The sequence below is a fragment of the Blautia sp. MSK.18.38 genome (assembly GCF_024460535.1).
In the GTDB taxonomy this organism is placed as follows: domain Bacteria; phylum Bacillota; class Clostridia; order Lachnospirales; family Lachnospiraceae; genus Blautia_A; species Blautia_A fusiformis.
On record NZ_JANFYP010000004.1, the window covers coordinates 169,468 to 190,545 of the forward strand.

General features: G+C 43.4%; 15 protein-coding genes. 1 reads left to right on the top strand and 14 read right to left on the bottom strand.

Going from position 1 to position 21,078, the window contains the following annotated elements; all coding sequences use genetic code 11:
* Positions 1–8: 8 nt before the first annotated feature.
* From NE638_RS04455 to NE638_RS04465, 3 genes are all read right to left on the bottom strand, one after another.
* Positions 9–854, bottom strand: coding sequence for a carbohydrate ABC transporter permease (locus NE638_RS04455; RefSeq protein WP_044961860.1), 846 nt, complete (start codon positions 852–854; stop codon positions 9–11).
* Positions 854–1,807, bottom strand: a complete 954-nt coding sequence (locus tag NE638_RS04460) for a carbohydrate ABC transporter permease (protein ID WP_173745818.1) — start codon at positions 1,805–1,807, stop codon at positions 854–856. Before NE638_RS04460 ends, NE638_RS04455 begins: the two co-directional genes overlap by 1 nt.
* A 72-nt stretch (positions 1,808–1,879) precedes the next feature.
* Positions 1,880–3,247 (bottom strand): ABC transporter substrate-binding protein, encoded by a 1,368-nt coding sequence (locus tag NE638_RS04465; protein ID WP_173745819.1) that lies wholly within the window; start codon positions 3,245–3,247, stop codon positions 1,880–1,882.
* 173 nt (positions 3,248–3,420) lie between these two features.
* Here NE638_RS04465 and NE638_RS04470 point away from each other — a divergent pair, with 173 nt between their 5' ends.
* The gene (locus NE638_RS04470) at positions 3,421–4,161 is read left to right on the top strand and encodes a helix-turn-helix domain-containing protein (RefSeq protein WP_110102967.1); all 741 of its coding nucleotides are present in this window, start codon (positions 3,421–3,423) and stop codon (positions 4,159–4,161) included.
* A 137-nt stretch (positions 4,162–4,298) separates the two neighbouring features.
* Here the strand turns inward: NE638_RS04470 and NE638_RS04475 are convergent, their stop codons facing one another.
* The 11 genes from NE638_RS04475 to NE638_RS04525 form a co-directional block, all read right to left on the bottom strand.
* Entirely contained in the window at positions 4,299–6,998 is a 2,700-nt protein-coding gene (locus tag NE638_RS04475; protein ID WP_173745820.1) for a GH36-type glycosyl hydrolase domain-containing protein, read from the bottom strand.
* A gap of 96 nt (positions 6,999–7,094) precedes the next feature.
* Positions 7,095–9,509 (bottom strand): GH36-type glycosyl hydrolase domain-containing protein, encoded by a 2,415-nt coding sequence (locus tag NE638_RS04480; RefSeq protein WP_173745821.1) that lies wholly within the window; start codon positions 9,507–9,509, stop codon positions 7,095–7,097.
* Positions 9,510–9,654: 145 nt separating this feature from the next.
* The gene (locus NE638_RS04485) at positions 9,655–11,007 is read right to left on the bottom strand and encodes a vWA domain-containing protein (protein WP_173745822.1); all 1,353 of its coding nucleotides are present in this window, start codon (positions 11,005–11,007) and stop codon (positions 9,655–9,657) included.
* On the bottom strand, positions 11,004–12,014 hold the full coding sequence (locus tag NE638_RS04490; RefSeq protein WP_173745823.1) for a leucine-rich repeat protein: 1,011 nt from the start codon (positions 12,012–12,014) through the stop codon (positions 11,004–11,006). The genes NE638_RS04485 and NE638_RS04490 overlap by 4 nt, the downstream gene beginning before the upstream one ends.
* A gap of 188 nt (positions 12,015–12,202) precedes the next feature.
* Positions 12,203–13,612 (bottom strand): serine hydrolase domain-containing protein, encoded by a 1,410-nt coding sequence (locus NE638_RS04495; protein WP_015526178.1) that lies wholly within the window; start codon positions 13,610–13,612, stop codon positions 12,203–12,205.
* Positions 13,605–14,984: an APC family permease gene (locus NE638_RS04500; RefSeq protein WP_021652086.1), complete on the bottom strand. Its 1,380-nt coding sequence runs from the start codon at positions 14,982–14,984 to the stop codon at positions 13,605–13,607. The genes NE638_RS04495 and NE638_RS04500 overlap by 8 nt, the downstream gene beginning before the upstream one ends.
* A 176-nt stretch (positions 14,985–15,160) precedes the next feature.
* Positions 15,161–15,805: a GntR family transcriptional regulator gene (locus NE638_RS04505; RefSeq protein WP_022427078.1), complete on the bottom strand. Its 645-nt coding sequence runs from the start codon at positions 15,803–15,805 to the stop codon at positions 15,161–15,163.
* A 142-nt stretch (positions 15,806–15,947) separates the two neighbouring features.
* Positions 15,948–16,340 (bottom strand): VOC family protein, encoded by a 393-nt coding sequence (locus tag NE638_RS04510; protein WP_015526181.1) that lies wholly within the window; start codon positions 16,338–16,340, stop codon positions 15,948–15,950.
* Positions 16,341–16,433: 93 nt separating this feature from the next.
* A complete protein-coding gene (locus NE638_RS04515) occupies positions 16,434–17,390 on the bottom strand; it encodes a carbohydrate kinase family protein (protein WP_256137116.1) in 957 nt (318 codons plus the stop codon).
* A 278-nt stretch (positions 17,391–17,668) separates the two neighbouring features.
* The gene (locus tag NE638_RS04520; RefSeq protein WP_173745825.1) at positions 17,669–19,027 is read right to left on the bottom strand and encodes a GntP family permease; all 1,359 of its coding nucleotides are present in this window, start codon (positions 19,025–19,027) and stop codon (positions 17,669–17,671) included.
* A 70-nt stretch (positions 19,028–19,097) separates the two neighbouring features.
* On the bottom strand, positions 19,098–20,714 hold the full coding sequence (locus NE638_RS04525) for a mannitol dehydrogenase family protein (RefSeq protein WP_015526184.1): 1,617 nt from the start codon (positions 20,712–20,714) through the stop codon (positions 19,098–19,100).
* Between the last annotated feature and the right edge of the window lie 364 nt (positions 20,715–21,078).

Consider the following 21,078-nt stretch of genomic DNA (forward strand, 5'->3'; position numbering starts at 1 on the left):
ACCTTTTGTTATTCTTTTACGCCTCCAAGTGTCACTCCTGCGATGATAAACTTGGAAAGAAGGAGATATACGATAATGATCGGCACAATGGCAACTGTGATCATCATGTAAATCTTACCCATATCAAAATTCATATAATCTGCTCCACGAAGTGTTGCAATCAGGATTGGAACAGTCATCTTGCTTTTAGACTGGATAACCAGAGCAGGAACGAAATAATTGTTCCAGGAGCCTACAAATGTAAAAATCGCCTGTACAGCGATTGCCGGCTTCATGATTGGCAGGACAATACTGTTGAAAGTACGGAATTCTCCGGAGCCGTCAATTCTGGCTGCTTCTACCAGTGACATCGGCAGTGAGGACTGCAGATAGCTGTACATAAAATAGAATACGGCCGGTGACGCAACAGACGGAATGATCAACGGAAGCAGGGAATCATATAATCCCATCTTTGTGATCAGACGAAGGAAGCCCATTGCAGTTACCTGTGTCGGCATGACGAGGATCGCCATGATAAATGTAAACGCTACATTCCTTGCCTTGAAATCATAGGCATAAAGACCATATGCTGTCAGTGAGGAAAAATATGTACATAATACTGCACTGCATCCGGACACGATAATACTGTTAAGAATTCCCCTGAACATCGGAAAGCTTCCGTCATTTGCAACATTCATCAGGTTTTTCCAGAAATATTTTCCAGGAAGAGCAGAAAATCCCTTCTGAAGCTCTGCATGAGAATGAGACGCATTCACGATCAGTACATAAAAGAAAAAGAGACACATAAAGGAAAGAATAATAAGTACCACATGTGCCACGATACTTCTGATCCTGCTGGCTGTCTTATCTTTCATCATTTTGTTTTTCTCCTTTCTGCTCTTGCTCTCTTTTTCGCTGCTTTCTTAGATCCGTCCGGATCATTGTCGTTAGTCATACGATATACAAAGAAGCAGAGGATTCCACTGATAATAAACAGGTATACAGACAATGCTCCGGCCATACCATAATTCTTGCTCTTCAGATGGCTGTTCAGGAACATAATCAGTGTCATGGATGTTCTGTCTGGATTACCCTGTCCGTTTGTGAGGATCTGCGGTACATCAAACATCTGAAGGCCACCGATGATGGAAGTGATCAGAGTATAGGAAAGAATCGGACGAATCAGTGGAAGCGTAATATAGAAGAAACGCTGAATGCTGTTGCATCCGTCCAGATCCGATGCTTCAAAAACATCCATACTGATTCCCATTACTGCTGCCATCAGCATGATGGTCGTGTTTCCGAACCACATCAGGAAATTCATGAAACCTACCAATGATCTTGTTCCCAGAACAGAGCCCAGAAAATCAATCGGTTCCTTTATCCAGCCCAGTGAACACAAAATGGAGTTCACAGGTCCGTTTGTGGAAAACATGGTAAAAAACAGAAGTGCAAATGCTGATGCCATGATCAGGTTCGGCAGATAAATTACAACCTTAAAAAACTGCTTGCCATGAAGCTTCAGCCTGGCATCAGTAAACCAGCAAGCAAGCACCAGTGCAATAACGATCTGCGGAACAAATCCGATCACCCAAAGGATCAGTGTATTCAGTCCGTATTTCAGCATGTCAGAATGCAGAAGACTGACATAATTGGCAAGTCCTATAAAATTAGGACCAATCTGCTTGATTCCAGAACGGAAATATTCAAAAAAGCTGTATCTCACTGTATCAAACAGCGGAATCAGCGAAAAGATAAAATAGATCACAAAAAACGGAAGAATAAATATGTATCCCCATTTTCCGTAATTAACGCTCTTTTTCTTCATAATGCTCTTCCTTTCCAGCAAGCTGCAGGATCCAAAGATCCTGCAGCATCAACAATTATCCTCATGTGGTATTTATTCCGGCCACTGGATCTCTGTGATCTCCGGATAACGCTCCTGAATAGCTGTCTCAAAGTTGGCTTTTGCTTTGTCAAAGTCTACTTTACCCTGGAAGTAATCACTGAAAGCGTTCTGGATCAGCTCTACACAACCCTGGTCATATGCGGAAAGCGGTGCGATCTTGATATTCTCTGCAACCGGTGCAAAATACTCAAACGGGTTCTGTCCACCAAGGAAATCAGATGCGAAATCTGCATTTGTAGCTGCATCTTTCATACCGGATTTTGTATTTGTAAAATCAGAGTATTCTTTGGAAATCTTAAGAAGATTATCCTGATTTCCCGTCATTGCCAGGATAATATCTTTGACATGTTCCGGATTATCTGTTCCTGTTGCAGCCTGAATGTAAGAGCCACCCCAGTTGTATTCCTGCGGAGGATTTGTAACAGCCCAGTCACCTTCTGCTCCATCCCAGTTTGGTTTCAGAGTAAAGTCGATACCCCATGCCGGGAAGAGGAATGCGAATACCTTGGACTCAGAACTCATTGCCTTGTTCCAGTCATCGTTCCACTGACCTTTTACAGTTTTGTTAAGATAACCTGCATCCAGCCACTCTTTGGAATCTTTTACCCAGTCCATGATCTTTGAATCTACTTTGATCACAGAATCACCGGACTCTACCCACGGATTCTCAATGCTGTTTCCATATAAACGAAAAGTGTCTGCATAAGAAGCAAATGTATAATATCCTTTTTCTTTCAGCTGAGCTGCTGTTTCTTTAGCTGTATTCCAGTCTTTCATCTTCTCGCCAACTTCTTTCGGGTCATCAGTACCGAAAACATCTTTCGCAATGTCACGACGATATACAAGGACACCCGGGCAGCACTGCCATGTGGCGCCTCTCTGTACTCCATCCGCATCAGAAGCTGTTGTTTTCGTGAAATCATACTGATCTGCAAGATCCTTGTCCGGATCAATGCCAAGATCAGTAAGAGGCATTGCAACATCTGCATCTTTGTCTGTATATTTGAATACATAATCTGTCTCAGAAAGGAATATGTCTACCTTATCATCTGCACTTGCATCAGCCTGGTTGAGAAGTGCCTCATCCAGTTTCTGCTGATATACGCCATCCTGGTTCGGATTTACGATCCAGTGGATCTCTGTACCATCTTTCAGTTTTGTAACTGTACCATCTTTGGAAGTGGACTCTACTTCCGGATAAACAGCTTCCAGTCTCTGACGGAACTCATCATTCCAGGAATAAATATTGATCACTTTTCCCTCATCCGATCCTTTTGCAGATACACAGCTTACATTTGCTGCCATCATTCCACAAACCATTGCTGCTGCAAGGATCATAGATACCGCTCTTTTTTTCATAGTATAAATCCTCCTTTTTCTGTAGCATCCCCGATGCTTTACCTTTGATGATAAAAGTATACCATTTTTTTATCTGCGATTATATTATTAATCTTAACAAAATGTCAGATTCATGTCATAATATAAGAAACCAATACATTCCTTAAACATCAACATATAAGGAGGATATCAATATGTCCATTTCCCAAGACTGGATTACTAATGAACTGGAAGATACAGAACTGGAAGCTCTTCATCGCTCTCCCTCTGTGGAATATTCTTTTTACAATGCCGTAAGAGCCGGTGATATGGAAGCTGTAAACAAAAACTGCGAGGAAGACTCTTTTCTTCATCTGAAGGGAACCGGTATCCTCTCCAAAAATCCTCTGATCAACCTGAAGTATCATTTCGTTGTCACTACTGCCATGCTCACCCGTTACTGTATTGACGGTGGACTGGAGCCTGAACAGGCATATCGTCTCAGCGATTTTTACATTCTGAAAATGGATTCCTGCACCACTGTACGCCAGATTGCAGATCTGCATCATATTATGGCCAGAGATTTTACCGGAAAAATGATCCTCCAGAAAAAAAGCTCTATTCTTTCCAGACCGGTCATGCAATGCGTGGACTATATTTACGGTCACATTAAGGAGCGTATCACCATTCAGGATCTGTCAGAACATACCGGACTCTCTCCCAGTTATCTGTCCAGAGTATTCAAACAGAATCTTGGAGTATCCATAAGTGATTACATCCGCGAAAAAAAAATCGAAAAAGCCACTCACCTGCTCCGATACTCTGATAAAGCAGTCGTTGATATCGCCAATTATCTGAATTTCTCTTCACAGAGTCATTTTATCCAGATCTTTGAAAACTTCACCGGCCTTACCCCAAAGAAGTACCGTGACAAATATTACAAATCCATGTGGTAAACATCCTTATTATTATGGCTGATATTTTTTATCAGCATCAAAAACGACATCCCGCAGCTTTTTACAACTGTGGGATGCCGTTTTCCTATTGATACTTCTGTTTCTGTAATTTAACAATTATGTATAACCGATTTCGGTTACATCAGTTCCACTTTGATCCTGTGTGTTTCTTTTACAGAAAGCTTTTCGAGCAGTTCCCGATCTATACGTACACAGGTACTCTGTTTGTTTTTCATTTCCTTTTCATCGCACCATACTGTTTTTATTTTATATTCTGAAGGAAGTTTTTTCTCCGGATTGCAGATACAGATCTCCAGCTTTCTTCCGGCAAATTCCATAGTAAGAGATGCCTGTCCATTCTCATTATACTGCTTCGGCATCAGTGCCGGCGCGATCACCAGATCTCCAAGATCTCCTCTGACGCCAAATACCTCTGTGATCATAGTCAGCATATACCAGCTTGCAGCACCGGTAAGATATGCATACAATCCTCTTCCCTGATTATCAAAATATTCCGGAATTCCAGGATACATCCTGCTGTTCTCAAAATCCATGGCAGCGTCCAGAAGCGTTTCCAGAACTTTATATCCTTCTTTTGCATAGCCGTTTTTATACAGTGCATTGCCATACATAACAGCCATATGGGAAAATACCGCTCCGTTTTCCTTTTCTCCATAAGCAAACCCGAACATTCTTCCCAGATCAAATTTTTCTTCATGGAAATTGGTATTCAGGCGATATCCTCCTGCCTGACGGTCAAAAAGATATTTATCCGCACTTTTACAGATAGACTCAATCTGATCTTTCTGTGCGGTTTTACTCATGATCGCAAATACCTGACTGGTAAGCATCATACGTACCTGGCTGTTTTCTGCCCTTTCCACAGGACGTTTATGATCATCATAATATCCGTTGAACCAGCCGTTTTCTCCGTCTTTTACCCATTCTCTTCTGCGGATGTTTTCCATCATCCAATCTGCCTTTTCATCCAGATTCCGGCTAAGCTGGTCCAGACGGATCACAATAGTATTTCCGCTGATATCATGTGCACATTTTTCTGTGTACTGTCTCAGAAGCTGCTGCTTTTTCTCCGGGCTTTCATAAAGCTCACGGTCTCCGGTAAACAGGATTTCCATTTCTTCCGCAACTTCAATCCTGTCAAACATTTCCTTTTCCTGAAGTTTTCTCAGATATTCTGCGATGTTCTTCATATTTCCAGCATATGCACAGGTAAATGCCACACTCTCACCATTTTCCCATGCCATATCCATGGCATCGTTCCAGTCTGCCCCGTGAAGTTTCATCTCGTTGTGCTCTCCTACATCATAAAAAGCACAGAGATTTTCCAGCAAAATGTGTTCCAGAACCGTTCCGTAATAAACCTCACCGGATTCTGTTTTCTGATTTTCTCCATAGGCACTGCTCCATTTTTCATCATGCGCAGTTCCTCTTTTTGTCTGAAGATCCTTGAAATATGGAATCTTCTCAAAAAGGACATTCATATCCCCGGTCTGATCCATATAAAGCTGCGTTGTCACAAATGGCCAGAAAGCATGATCCATCCACACGCGGGCAATGTTGTTGCGGTCTGCGATAAATTCACCCTGTCTGTTTCCGATGATCGTGGCATTGGTTCCATCGATGCGTACTCCACCGTAATTATCGACGATCATCTGACGTACAACAGAAGGATCCATGATCAGAAGTGCCAGACAGTCCTGCCAGAGATCACGCCAGCCTCTTCCACCTTTTCCATAATCATGATACGGGAGGAATGAACAACCGTAAATTCTTCTTAATATCGGCTGGAAACAGATCCATTTCAGATAATTATCTCTGTCCTCATCACCTGTCTCAAAAGAAACATTCACTTTTTCTGTCCAGTGTTTTTTTACATGTTCAAATTCTCTTGCAACCTGTTTTTCAGTTCTGTAAAACCGTGCAGTCTCCTCCGGCAGCTGATTTTTTTCAGATATTCCCGCTGTCACAACATATACAGCTGTTTCATGTGGTCTCAGAACCCTGGATGCAAAACGAATACCACCGACAGCTTCCTTTCCTTCAATTTCTGTTCCTGCCGGAACACCTTTTTTCTCTTCTCTGACCACCTCCGGAATCAGGAAAGAACCGCCTTCTCCGATAAACATTTCCACATCAGGATAAAAGCTTTCCGGTTCCGTTCCCTCGCCTTCAGATCCATATACAAAATATGCAGTATTATTCTTCTGATGACCTCTTTCATCAAAAGAAAGCACCGGTTTTACTTCAACACCGTACTCCGTTGTTCTTATCCTGTGCAAAAGGGAAGTCACATGCCTGTGATCTCTGAGATTGTCTGCACTTCTTCCATATACAGGTATTACAGCAACCGGTGTGATCTCCTGTTCTTCCTCTTCAATATTGGTAATCTTTACAAGATGGACCTCCGCATCACCTTTCACTGTCACAAAAGACAAAATCTCTGACTGAAGTCCGTATTTCTCAGAAGTTCTGTGCAGCTTCTGCCACATAAATCCGGCTTCCAGGCTGCTTTTATCCTGTTTATCAGTATATTTCTGAAATTCCTGTTCTGCCGAAACTCCGCATGCTGACCAGTAACCTTTTCCTTTTATCTTGCACCAGAAATTTCTGGTGTTTCGATTATTATGAAGATTCTCAATGCTTACCGGTTCCAGCAGAAAATGATTCTGATCCAGTTTGCTGTCTCCTCCCAGAGAAGGGGTGATCGCGGATTTCAATCCGTTTTCTCCGGCCAGAGGTATATATAAACCGCTGTAATTCTCCGGATTTTCTATGGAAAAACTTCCATTTTTATCCTGAAATTTTATATATTTCATTCTGTGATCTCCTTCCTGCCAAAATAAAACGGTATTTATATTCCATTTTACTTTGTATTCATAAATGTGATCTCCTCGCAATTTATATCCATTATGTCATGACATATAGAATTCAATTTCTGTCTCACCGGTAAGTTTCTCCTGCGGAATATAATTACCCGGAAGTTCTTCTCCATTTACATAGAGTTTTTTACATCCAGCTTCCACATGTCCCGGATTCTTCACAGTGATATGGAGATGACATCCACGGAAATCCTTGCTTATCTCAAACTTCTCCCATTCTTTTGGAATCGATGGTGCTATACGTAAGCCATAGAAATCCGGACGCATGCCAAGAATTCCTTCTACACATCCTACCATCACAGTAGATGCTGTCCCTGTCAACCAGTGCACATGAGATCGTCCGAAATTCGGGCTTGCTTTTCCTTCTGTAAACTGTCCATAGCAGTATGGCTCCAGCTGTCTGATCTCAGCCCTGTCATTCTGCGCTGCCGGAGCATTCTCCAGGAAATAATTAAATGCACGCTCACCATGTCCGCAAAGTGCTTCTGCCAGAATGAGCCATCCCTGTGACTGTGAAAAGATTCCCGCATTTTCCTTTGTTCCTGCATTGTAGATAACCGCAAGTGCTCCGTCGAAAGCATTTGCATGATATGGAGGATCCATAAGGATTGCACCGTATTCTGTATTCAATCTTTCATAAACCATTTGAAGAGCCATATCTGCCTGCCGCTCTGTTGCAAGGCCGCTGATCACAGCCCAGCTCTGTGGATTCAGCCACATATTTGCCTCCGGGTCAGTTCTCTTTCCGATAACCTCTCCCCGCTCCGTAAACCCACGGATAAAACGATCTTCGTTCCAACAGAGTTCCTGGATCAATTTTCCAAGCTGCTCTTGTTTTTCTTCCAGGTATTTTATATATTTTTCATCTTTTTTGTACTTTGCAAACTCTTTCAGAATAGTCATTGCATAATAGAACTGTAATGCAACGAAAGTAGATTCCCCATCCTTTCCAAGTCTCAGACAATCATTCCAGTCTGCATAAAGGCCGGCCGGCATTCCATGTCTGCCAAGATGGTTCATGGAGAAGTCAATAGCTCTTTTCAGATGCTCGTATACAGTTCCTTCATCCTTGTTTGCAAACGGGATCACTTCATCGATGAATGCAAAATTTCCTGTCTCTGAAATATATTTGTATACAGTAGGGAACAGCCAGAGTGCATCATCTGCGCGGTATGCCGGATGACCGGTTTCCTGTACATAGGACGCATCATCCGGTGTATCCTCATGTCCCGGATTATGTGTGAATTTCACAAGTGGAAGACCGCCGCCGTTATCTACCTGTGCTGACAACATGAAACGGATCTTATCCAGTGCCATTTCGGGTGCAAGATGGATCACACCCTGGATATCCTGTACAGTATCACGGTATCCATATCCGTTACGAAGTCCGCAATAAGTAAAAGATGCTGCACGTGACCAGATAAATGTCATAAAACAGTTATATGCGTTCCATGTATTGATCATGGTATCGAATTCCGGACTTGGTGTTCTGATCTGAAAATGTGCAAGCTGTCCGTGCCAGTAACTGATCAGTTCTTCAAGCTCCACCGCGCATGTTTTTTCACAGTCTGCATAATGTGCTATAATCTCCGCTGCTTCATTATCCTCCTTCATTCCTGCCAGAAAAGCCATTTCCCGACTTTCTCCCGGTTCCAGAGTAATTACAGTTGAAAGAGCTCCACAGCTGTTTTCATTATAATTTCCCTCATTACATAATACACCGGCTTCAACCCCTGCCGGATTGTTGTATCCGTGATATCTTCCAAGGAATTTTTCCCTGTCACCACACCAGGAAGAAACCTTCTCTCCAGCCAGGCCGAAGAATCGGTTGAACACGTTCTTGTTATCAACCTCTTCCCCATCCTTAAGGCCGTCCAGATTCGCATGGATCATCTGACGTACACGATCTCCACAGAATACTGTTCTTGTAATATACTGGGAATACTGCAGATTCACCTGATCCTGTTCATAATTGCTGTTATTTGTAAACTCTGCATATCCAGTCACACTGATCTCACGTTTTCTGTCTGAGCAGTTGGTAACTTTCAGATTCCATACCTCGTAGGACTGCCCAAGCGGTACATAGTATCTCACCTCTGAATGTATCTCGCTGTAATCTGCCATCATTTTAGTATAGGCTGTGCCATGATGACATTCACTTTTATACTCACTGAGATCTTTGCCAACCGGCTGCCAGGATGCTGACCAATAATCTTTTGTGTCATTATCCCTGAGATAAATATATCTTCCCGGCTGATCAAACTGATTAAAAATATATCTCAGGATTCTGCCGTTCGCCCCGGATTTTGCAAAGCTGTATCCCCCTGCATTATTGGAAACGATTGCTCCGTATTCCGGCGATCCCAAATAATTCACCCACGGAGCAGGTGTGTCCGGCCTGGTAATCACATATTCCTTTTTTTCTTCATCAAAATACCCATATCTCATGCCATACAATCTCCTGTTCTGTATATTTTCCGTAACATTGTCTGTTGTTACCTATTTTCTACACTATAACTGATATGCAGATAGCAATATACAAAATAAAAGATTAAAATATCAGATTCATGACATAAGATATGGATATAATTCTTTACAATTCTTCCTCCGTGATCACCAGCTTCATGGCCCAGGCCGGGATATCCACATCCTCAGGCTCCTGCTCCATAAATACAAATGCTGTCCGGTATGGCGGTATCTTTGCCGGAAAAATCCCGTATCCGTCTGTAAAATACACCAGGCCCTTAAGATTTTCAAACTCACGTTTTTCCATCAGCTCTTCCACATAAGCAAAAGCCGGACGGAAATCTGTACCTCCATCACCGTAAAGTTCCAGGCTGTTCATATACTCCTGCAATTCCTCTGCACCGGTGATCTTTACATCCGAATGCACCTTCTCATCACACTGGATCATGTGTATATTTACCTTCTGGAAAAAATTCCCGCTGTCGCTTAAGATCCCATAGGTTTCCTCCAGAAATCTCTGTACCAGTTCTCCTGAACAGGACATGGAGGTATCGATCACAATGACAAATTCCGAAACTTTTTTCACTTCTCTGGTTTCCAGGGGTTCGATCAGCGGCATATTCCCGTAAAGGGAAAGCCCGTAGGTATAAAAATTATAATCAAAGCTGTCCGGATCTACAGTCAGTTCTTCCCGAAATACTGCAAACTTCCGCAGAAATTCCCGATAATCATATCGTTCCCGGTTCTCTATTTTCAGCTGATCCAGAAAATCTCCGTCCTGCTCTCCTGACTCCCTGGAAAAAGTCCCTAGGTCTGTTTCGATCCCATCGCTGATATCTCCCCATTTTTTACTCATCAGGGGATTGGGTTTCCGGTCGGGCTGCTGGTTTGCCCAGTATTTATGGTCGTCCACGTAGAACTCTTTTTCAAGCTGTGCCAGTTCTTTTTCCTTCAGAAATTCTTCTTTCAGAATCTTGTAGATTCTCTCTGCATTCAGCGTCTTCTTTTCCTTTTCCAGAAGACGGTAGGTTTCCCTCCGGAGAAGACTTCTGGAATATCGGACTGAGCGGTGGTAGATCCCGTCGATCATATGCTCCACTGCAATATCGCAGCTTAAATTCCACAAACGCTTCTCTATTCCCGGCTTCCCAAAGTGCCGGAAAATGCAGTGAAATACCATATGGAGATATCCTCGATTCACAAGAATCCTGTTTTCTTTATAAAGCCCGCCAAGCTGTGCCGGATGGAAGTATATCACAGCCCCGTCTGTTCCAAACGGACTGACCGAACCATCCATCTGATAAATAAAGCTGCTCAGCGCCACATCCAGAAAACGCATGCCAAGATACAGCTCGTCTCTTGCCGCCCGGAGGATGCTGCTGCCGATATCCTGGAGACGCTGGGCTGCTTCCTGGGAATTGGATCCCTGACCGGGCAGGAAGTTATTTTTATTGTTTTCAGTTGTTTCTATATCACTCATAACTGAAATTTCTTCCTCCGTCTCGCTGGCCGCCCATCATTTTCTGTCTCCCCGGCAACCTTCTGCTCTTCCTTCAGCATCCGGCTGCGTTCATTCATCAGAAATGCGGAAATCTCCATATCCTTCTTCCCGGACGCCACATCAATACTATGTTCCAGGCCCTCTCTGTTCCAGAATTTTTTCCGTGAAAGCAGCTCCAGACCATTTAAGCTTCCGCTTTCCACCAGATATTCCCCGATATCCTTAAGATTTTCCCGGATATAATCCTCATACTGCTTCTTCGCCTTTTTACTCAGCTGCCACGGATGACAAAGTCGTCCGAAGCTCATATCCACCAGAACCTCCAGCTTATCCATAACCACTGCCATATCAAACAGGCTGTCATACTCTGCGAAATTCAGTTCTTTATTATAGAAGCATTGCCGGTAATTGGTCCCGGAGCCATGATACTCTGTAAACAAAATTCTCGCAGGCGTGTTCTCCACCGCCTCATCGTAATGCTCCGGAAAAACCATATGCGCACGTTTTCCACCTGCCTCACCATTTTCATACAGAAAATCCACATCGATCTTCTGCCACAGCTCACCGAGGATCTCCTTTGCACAGGACTTGAACCCTTTTTTCTGATGGATCACAAGCTCCTTCAGCCCGCTACAGCCCGTAAATGCCCCGGTTCCCACCTGCATCAGGGTATCCGAAAATTCCAGCCGTTCCAGTTTTTTGCATCCATAAAAAATATATCTTCCGATTTCCTTCAGTGTATCGGGAAAAACGATCTCCTGCACTTCCTCTCCGGCAAGAAGCCTCTCTTCTCCGAATGAAATTACATCTTCGCTCTCCCAGGTTTCTGCATCTTCTTCTCCATCCTTATGTGCAGAAAACGCATACGGCGCCGCACTGACTACCGGAAGACCATTGATCTCTTCCGGCAGCACGATCCGGTCATCGGTACCATAACACCGAACGATCTCTATTGCATTATTTTTAATTCTGTAATGTATTTTCATCGTACACTTTCTTCCCTATGTCACAATAATAAAAATTTCTGTTTCCTATTGTAGACTTATTCCAAACAAAAAACAACCCATCGGACCACTGATGGCAAGTCAGTATCCTGCGGGTTGTTCGTTTCTTTTATCATAAGGTTGGAGGAATTGCTATATTTTTATCGGTCTATACTTTGAGTTTTTTCTCTTCAGGATTTAAAGTTTCCTGTAAACTTCCATACCATATCCGGCTGTTCCGGAAGATAGGTAACGTTAGGTCTCCAGGTCGCGATCACGGTATCTTTAGAATTGACCCAGAAGGAATACTCTTCCCTGTAGGAAGTGTTGAGCAGTCCCACAGACAGATATAACGTTTCCTGATCCATTCCATAAGCAATGCTGTGATATCTCTTTGTAAAATCATCCGGATAAAGATCGTTCTGTTTCCAGCTCTTAAATCCTGCATAAGCAATCTTTTTCTCACCCTGGACTATCATTTCCAGACGCAGTTTACATCCTTCCGGAATGATCTTTGCACTTTCAATGTTTCTCGGATTTTCTGTAAAAATAATCTCCCGGTTAAATAATCCACTGAGTTCTTTTTCCGCAGTTTTCAGTCTGCCTTCCGGCTGTGGCAGAGAAAGGCTTTTTATTTTTGCTTCCAGATATTTCTCTCCTTCTTCCCGTTTTTCTTCCGGGCAAGGTATGGAAACTGCTTCCTTCATATATTTAAGGCAGATATCTGCCGCAAGATATTCTCTCGCACCTGCGGTAATGCCAATGGCAACCGGAAGTTCCCGGAAGCACACCAAATACTGTCCAAATGCTCCTTCTGCCGCAAAGATCTCTTTTCCTGCTTTGATGTGATATGCATAATGAGTCAGTGCTTTTTTCTCATCTCCGGGAATTACGACTCTTGACTGTCCCATCTCTTCGATCCACCACTGTGGCACCAGCTGCTCACCCTTCCAGTTTCCTTTCTGGAGAAGGAGCTGTGCCAGTGTGGAAATCTGATCTGCGGTCAGATACATGCCCCAGCCGCCGGTATTATGTCCCTCAGGACTTGTAAGCCAGTTGATCTTTCCAAAACCAAGTTTGTCAAAAACACGTTTCTGCATAATGGACAGACAGTTTTCACCCATAACTTTGGTCACGATCCTGGAAAGTGTATAGCTGCATCCGGAATCATAATGAAAAACTTTTCCGATATCTTCTTTCAGCTTAGGCTGTCCAAGCCAGTTCTTCTCCCAGTCTTTTTCCAGTCTGGAAAACCATACATTATTACAGCATTCCGGGGAACCGGCCTGCATGGTAAGAAGATCATATACGGTAATATTTTCCAGGGCTTCATCATATTCATCCGGAAGATCTTCTCTCACATAATCCAGAAATTTATCCTCCAGATGAAGTTTTCCCTCATCCACCGCAAATCCAACACAGATACTTGTTCCGATCTTTGATAAAGAATGCAGCATCTGCGGCTCTTCCATTGAGAAAGGTGCCCAGGCTCCTTCAACAACCTTTTCTCCTTTATACCGTACAGAAATACTGTGTAATTCTACGGTGTTCTCAAGTTCCTCAAGCATTTTTGCCAGCTTGAACGGATTTAATTCATTCATTTTTTTCCTCCTCTGCAGGCTGCCATATAGATGTCTCGATACGGATTCCACCTTTTCTGGTGAGATATACACCAATCAAGATCAATGCAACCATAACTATAACAGCAGATACTGCATATACAAGTTTAATACTGAAAATTCCTTTTATAAAAATAATCGTGTAAATGATGATACTGATGGTACAGAATACGTAAAGTCCTGCACTGGAAAGGTGAAATTTGTTCTTCTTCCAGGTATCCGGATATTTCTTCGGAAGACGTGAAATTGCATACACAACTGTAACATTCATAAAAAATGTGATCACCTGGAAAATATTTGTGATCGTCACGATACTCATATCAAAAATGATCGGAAGCAACACTACGATCAGTGTGTAGGTATAGATCAGGTACGGCGCTCCGAAACGGTTTTCCTTCAGAATTCCTTTCGGCAGCCATCCATCCTTGGCAGCCTGAGCGATCGGATATCGTACATCATTAAATACACCATTCAAAGTAGTGATGATTGCCATGATCGGTCCGCCGATCATAAAAAGTTTATACACAATACCAGGAAGGATCTCCTGTGCTGCCGGAAGGATTGTTTCCACACCTGCAACCTCATCGTGAGGAAGCACCCCACCTGTAACCATCGCAAGGCCCACATAAATAAAAAGCAGACATGGCACGCAGGACATTGCCGCAAACGGAACATCTTTCGTTGCTCTTTTCGCGTCTTTACCATACCACAGAACATTGTAGTAACCATTTGCGGAATTGATAAGAAGAAGTGCCGCCAGCATAAAGCCTTTAAAGCCGCCGGTAAACATCTTATCTCCTGAAAAATTAAAGATCGGCTGTCTGATCTGTGTAAGTCCGAAAACAACATACAGAACCATTGTGATCAGAAGAACCGTTGATAATATCTTGCTTACCTTTGCAAAAATATCCATTCCCAGAAGATTCAGAACAAACAGGATAACAACACCTGCGATTGCCAGTGCTTTCACTGTAATTCCCGGGAGGAGATTATTCAAATACAATCCCAGTGCCAACGCAAAAGAACTGTTGAGGATCGGCGTTACCAGTTTCGTATAAGCTACCAGACCTCCGGTGCTGACTCCGGAAAGGTTCGTTACGATGGAATACGGGCCTCCTGCCACGCGCATGGTCCCACCAAGAATAATATACGGAAAAACCATAAAGAATCCCATGACAATCGCTGTCAGATAAGCAAGCCATACAGAATAACCGGTATAAGCCATTGCCGGTCCGATCAGAGTTACCATTCCGGAGCCGATTACCATTCCTACTGCGATCGCAAAAAGATCACTACGCTCAAGTATACCCGGTTTCGGTTCCGGCTTGTTCACAATTATGTTCTTGTCGTTCATTTCATTGCGCCTTTCTTTACTTTTTTACTTTTTATTTTTTATTTTTTATATTGTATACATAAAGAATAGTGAAAAACGCCGTAACTGTCAATAACAATTAACAATTTCGGCGTTTTGTAAAAATTATCTGTTCTGTTTTTGTATACTTTTTACAGAAAAATGGTGATTTCTACAGCCTAATTATACCGTTGCACAAAGTTCTCACAACTGCTTTTTATATGTTTCTGCATACGCAGATAACATTCCATAGAATCACCTTTTCGAATACTTTCTACAATTTCCTCATGCTCTTTCAGAGATTTTCTTACGTACTCTTCTTCATTTACCAGTACGCCTCTGGACAGTCCGTTCCACAGTTCTGACAACATATTTTTAAGTTTATCATTTCCTGCTGCTGTCCATAATTCCATGTGCAAAGTCTGATTGAGACTTGAATAACTTTCAAAATCACCTTTTTCTATCTCTTCTCTGGAAACCTTGAGGATCTGATCAATCCTCTGAAGATCGATCTTATTTTCACAACACAAAACACAGGCTTCACTTTCCAGTGCCGCCCGCACCTGAAAATGTTCGCGGATCGTTTTTTCATTCACTCCAAGAACTACTGCACGTTTATTTCGCTCCAGTTCCAGAAGTCCATCTCTTGCCAGAATCTGAAAGGCTTCTCTTGTAGGTGTAATGGACACTCCAAGTTCCTGCGCAGTACTTTCCAGTGTCAGAATTTCCCCCGCCGGAATTTTTTTTGAAAGAATTGCCTCTCTGAGATTCGCCGCAATCTTTTCTCTTATGGGTAAAGTCTTTATTGGTTTAAGTCCCAGCATGTATATACTCCTGTTCTTATAGATCTTTTTTATTTAGATGAATATTAACAGTATTCTATTCTAGCGTATTTTTACTGTATTGTAAATTCCCATTAAGACAGGTACCCACATTCTTGCAGGAGACTTAACTGACTTACACATTTTATAAATACTGGCTGAACTCCACCTTCTCCTTATTCGGGCCTTCAATAGTAAAAAATTTCACGCCATTCTCCCAGAACGGCAGAAAATGCACCTCGTCATTGGTGGTATTCAGTCCTGCTGCTGTCACCAGCTCGTGGACTTTCTCCACATCCTTCACATCAATGGCAACATGGTCAATGGCGCCGGATTCCATTTTTGCTGCTTTGTTCTCGTAAGTCTCGATCACAAGATTTCCAAGCTTCAGGAAAGCAACCTTCTCATTGGCAGCCTCGTTCACCGTCTGGAAAGCGATCTTAAATCCCAGTGCCTCATAAAATTTAATGGTTGTCTCAATATCATTGGTTGGCACGCCTACGTGCTGAACTCCGTTCATCTGATCTTTTAAATTCATTTCAAAACCCCATCCTTTCATAAATCTGACATACTCATAAACACAATCGCTTCGCAATTTAGATTCAACTCTGCTACAGTTTTATGAATACGATCACTCTGCAATTCTGCGTTCCACCTGTGCAAGCTCCGGCATTGCCGGGATCGCACCTTTTTTCTCCACGCAGAGACTGGCCACTGCATTGCCGAAACGGGCAAATTCCTTCAGATCCTCCTGGGTCAGCTCGTCCAGATGTTTCTCTGCTGTGCTGACTTTGTACAGGAAACCGCCCCAGAAAGAATCTCCGGCTCCGTTCGTGTCTGCGATCTGTTTCACTGCAAATCCCGGTACCATACAGCCGCCATCCTTGCCGTAAAGATATGCTCCTTCGCCGCCAAGTGTAACTGCCACAACTTTCACGCCCTGGCTGTACAGTGCTTCTGCTGCTTCCCGGACATCCTTATGATCTGTCAGAAGTTCTGTCTCTTCATCCGAAATCTTCATAAGATCCACATAGGAAACCAGGCTTCTCATATGCTTCTTCGCTGTCTTTTCATCCAGCCACAGAGATGCACGGTAATTGGGATCGTAAGAAATCACGCTGCCCTTGTTTTTTGCTCTTTTTACCGCATAAAACGTGGTATCTCTTGCAGGCTGATCCGTCAGGGACAGGGATCCAACATGAAAAATATGGGTATGATCCAGCACATCCACATCCACTTCTTCCTTCTGGATCTTCGTATCCGCTCCCGGTTTTCTTGCAAAAGAGAAAGTCCTCTCTCCAGTCTCGCTGACTTCCACAAAAGCCAGTGTAGTAAAATAATTTTCGTCTAGGAGCATACCCTTGGTATCCACGCTTTCTTTCTCAAGAACAGATTTCAGGAACTTTCCGTGCATATCTTTTCCTGCTTTACCGATAAATGCAGTATGAGCTCCCAGTCTGCTTGCTGCAACTGCAACATTGGCTGGTGCACCGCCCGGATTTCTGGCATACAGCATCTGTCCATCCTCATTGATATCCTGAGATGTAAAATCGATCAGGATCTCACCAAAGGTTGTGATATCATAGATGGATCTTTTCACAGCATCTCCTGTGTCCACAATAAGGTTCTGATCAAGCAGCTGAAAAAGGATCTTCTCGCATTCTTTCTCATTATCTGTATGTATATGAAGCTCTCCCTCGTCAAACTCAGGCATACTTAAGACACCAAGCATAGACTTCGCATTTACAACATAACGGCCATAACATAATTCTACATCATAGGGGATGGATTCTGCAATACTTACCAGCTTTCTTGCATTCTGCATTGTGCCTAAAATTACTTTTACTATCATTTTTGTCTACTCTCCTATGCAAACAGGCTGATCACAACAGCACAGACCAGACCTGTTACTCCTACGATGGTTTCCATCATTGTCCAGGATTTCAGGGTTGTTTTCTCATCAATCTCAAGAAGGGAACCTACCAGCCAGAATCCGGAGTCATTTACATGGCTGAATGCTGTTGCACCGCCGTTGATGGCACAGACCATTGCTGCCAAATAAACCGGTGTCAGGTCTGCAACTCCGGGCATAGCAGCCATAATTCCTGCTGCCATTGTCATAGCCACAACTGCCGCACCAACCGATGCACGGATCAGAGCTGCAATAAGGAATGCAACCAGTACAAGCGGAAGTCCGCTTTTTTCCAGGGCTGGTCCTATAATATTTCCCATACCGCAGTCCTGCAGCACCCAGCGGATGATACCTCCACCAGTGATGACCAGAAGGATCTGTCCGGTAGGCTTCAGAGAACGATCCAGGATCTTCTTTAACTGCTCTCCATTGTAGCCTTGTTTCTTTCCGAGAAAATACATGGCAAGCAATACTGCTATGATCAGTGCCACAAAAGGCGTTCCCAGAAACTGCAGAACCGGACGGACCACATCAAGTCCCGGAATATATTCAGAAACTGTATTGCACAGGATCAGTACCAGCGGAACAAGAATGATACATAATACTGTAGAAAACTTCGGAAGATTGGCTTCTTCTTCCTCACGTACCTCCTGGATATTGGAGGGCAGCCCTGTATTGATCTTTTTGCCGATAAATTTGGACCATAAAATTCCTGCAAAGATCAATGATAAAATGCCCACAGGCACACCTACCGCGATCATCACTCCGAGATCCACATTCAGCATATTTGCCACCAGAACAGATCCTGCTGATGGCGGTATAAATGCAAATCCGGTGGCAAGTCCGGCGAGAAGAGGAATCACATAATATAAAGTAGATTTCTTTGTTTTCTTCGCAAGTCCGAATGCCAGAGGGATCAGGATCACAACGCCAGCCTCAAAGAATACCGTAGTTCCTACCACAAGTCCTGTGATCCCAAGAGCGATTCCCGCTTTTTTCTCACCAAATTTGTTTATCAGTGTCTGAGCAACGCACTGTGCGCCGCCGGACACTTCCAATATCCCACCGAACAGAGAGCCCAGTCCGATCAGGAGTATGATTCCCTGTAAGGTTTCTCCTGCGCCGTTTTCCACAGTGCTTACCAGCGTTGGAACCGGCATTCCGGCGCCAAGCCCGATAACCAGTGCAGCGATCAGCAGGGATAAAACCGGGTGGATCTTAAATTTTATGATAAGTAACAATAATAATAAAATTCCTGCTGCTGCCGCGATCAACAGTCTTAACGGATCTGCCGCAAATACCGGTTCTGTCATCTTTCCATTTACCTCATTTCTCTTTATTCACTGCTTACGGATTGCTGTCTGACTTTTGAACCCTGATGTTTCATTTTACATATTTATGAATAGTTGCCTTTACAGCTCCGGGGCCGACGATCATCTCACGGAACATGTCCTCGATCTTCTCTCCGACACCATCTTTATAGAGGTCTGTGAAGAACAGTCTCTCATTGGAAAGGATCGGCTTCAGCTGATTCTTAAAGGTCTCCGGTTTTCCGATCACGATATCTCCAAGCTGCTCCTGAAGTTCCTCATTCATCGGGTCCGGTGCAAGCTCAAATTTGTTTCCTTCATCATCTACAGCCAGCATGTATCTCAGCCATCCTGCGATTCCAAGCGGGATTGCTGTCAGTCTGGAAGCATCTCCAAATTTCTTCACATATGCTTTTACAGTCTCACCAAAACGGATACCTACCATCTGGGACACATCTACAGCCAGACGAAGGTTGGTATCTCCAAGATACTCATTCGGGAAACGGTCATTAAAGAGTTCATCCACAAATGCCTGCGGGGAAAGGATTCCAGGATCTGCAACTACCGGAAGTCCCTCGTCATAAGCAACCATACGGGCCATTTTCATCATATCTTCGTTGGTGTTCAGCATATGTGCAAACAGATCATAGCCAAGTACCACACCAAGAGGGCCGGTTGCGGAATGTACAGGATTCAGGCATACGGTTACTTTCATTCTCTCGGAAAGATTGACGGTATTTCTGTCCGCCATGTATACGCCGAAGCCTTTTTCCAGAGCAGGGCGTCCGTTAGGGAAGCTGTCCTCGATAACAAGATACTGTGGCTTCTCAGCATTAACAAATGGTGCTATGTATGTCTTCTTTCCTGTGATCACCGGCTGCATGTCTTCAACGCCAAGCTTCTCAAGGTCTGCTGCGATCTGCTCGCTTGGACGAGGTGTGATCTTGTCGATCATGGTCCACGGGAATGCAACCACCTTCTCGTCCGTTACATAATCTACGAAGCCATCATCTACGAAGCCCGCTTTATGCCATTCCTCTGTCATAGTCAGCACGGACTCACGAAGCTTGGCGCCGTTCTGTGAGCAGTTGTCCATGGATACCAGGGCGATCGGATATTTCCCTGCTTTATATCTCTCATTCAGCATAGCCACAAGAACTGCCATTGCTCCCGTTGCCTTATCCGGTCCGTTCTTAATATCTGCTTCCACAAACGGGAACCATGTTCCGTCTGCTTTCTGGAGTGCATAACCCTTTTCTGTGATAGTGAAGGAAACCAGCTGCAGGGATTTAGCCGCAAAAATTTCTTTCAGGCGGTCCCATTGTCCAGCATCAGATGACTGTGCTTTCACTGCTTCTGCAAGCGCCCCAAGAACTTTGTATTCACGGGTTCCATCACCGTGGAGAATGACATTTAAGCCAAGGTTGTCATATGGCGCGTAAATCTTATCTACTACATCATAATCAAAGGTCTCTACACATGTGATGCCTCTGTCAAGAACTCCCCCTTCCAGAAGACCATCTGCAATACCTCCGATAAATACACGGAAGATATTTCCGATTCCGAAATGTACCCAGCCTGGCTCCTTCTTCGCTTTCTCAGTAACTGCCTCTACATCGTATCCTGGAAGATTGATGCCTGCTTTCTCCCATGCTTCACGCTCTTTGATTCCTTCTCTTGTTAATTTCATGATAGAACCTCCTTTTTTTCGTTCATTTCGTTATTTATGTCTTTTACTTATGTTTATGTCTTAACTGTAAGTAGAGTATAAAACTTTCCTTTTTAAAAATCTATTGGCAAAGCGTCTAATTTTACTCTTATTTTTTTGTTTACTTTTACCCGTTCTCCCCTACATTGCATTTCCCGCAAATTTATACTAAAATACATTTAACAAATGTAGCAAGAATTCTCTCACCTCTTCAGGTGGTGAGATGAATTGCACATCGGAGCATGTCTGCTCAAAAAAATCTCTATAGTATAAAAGAAACACTTGTTCTCCCTTCCCTGATGTAGTATACTGAAAAGAACAATTAGTTCATAAATACATATCCGTC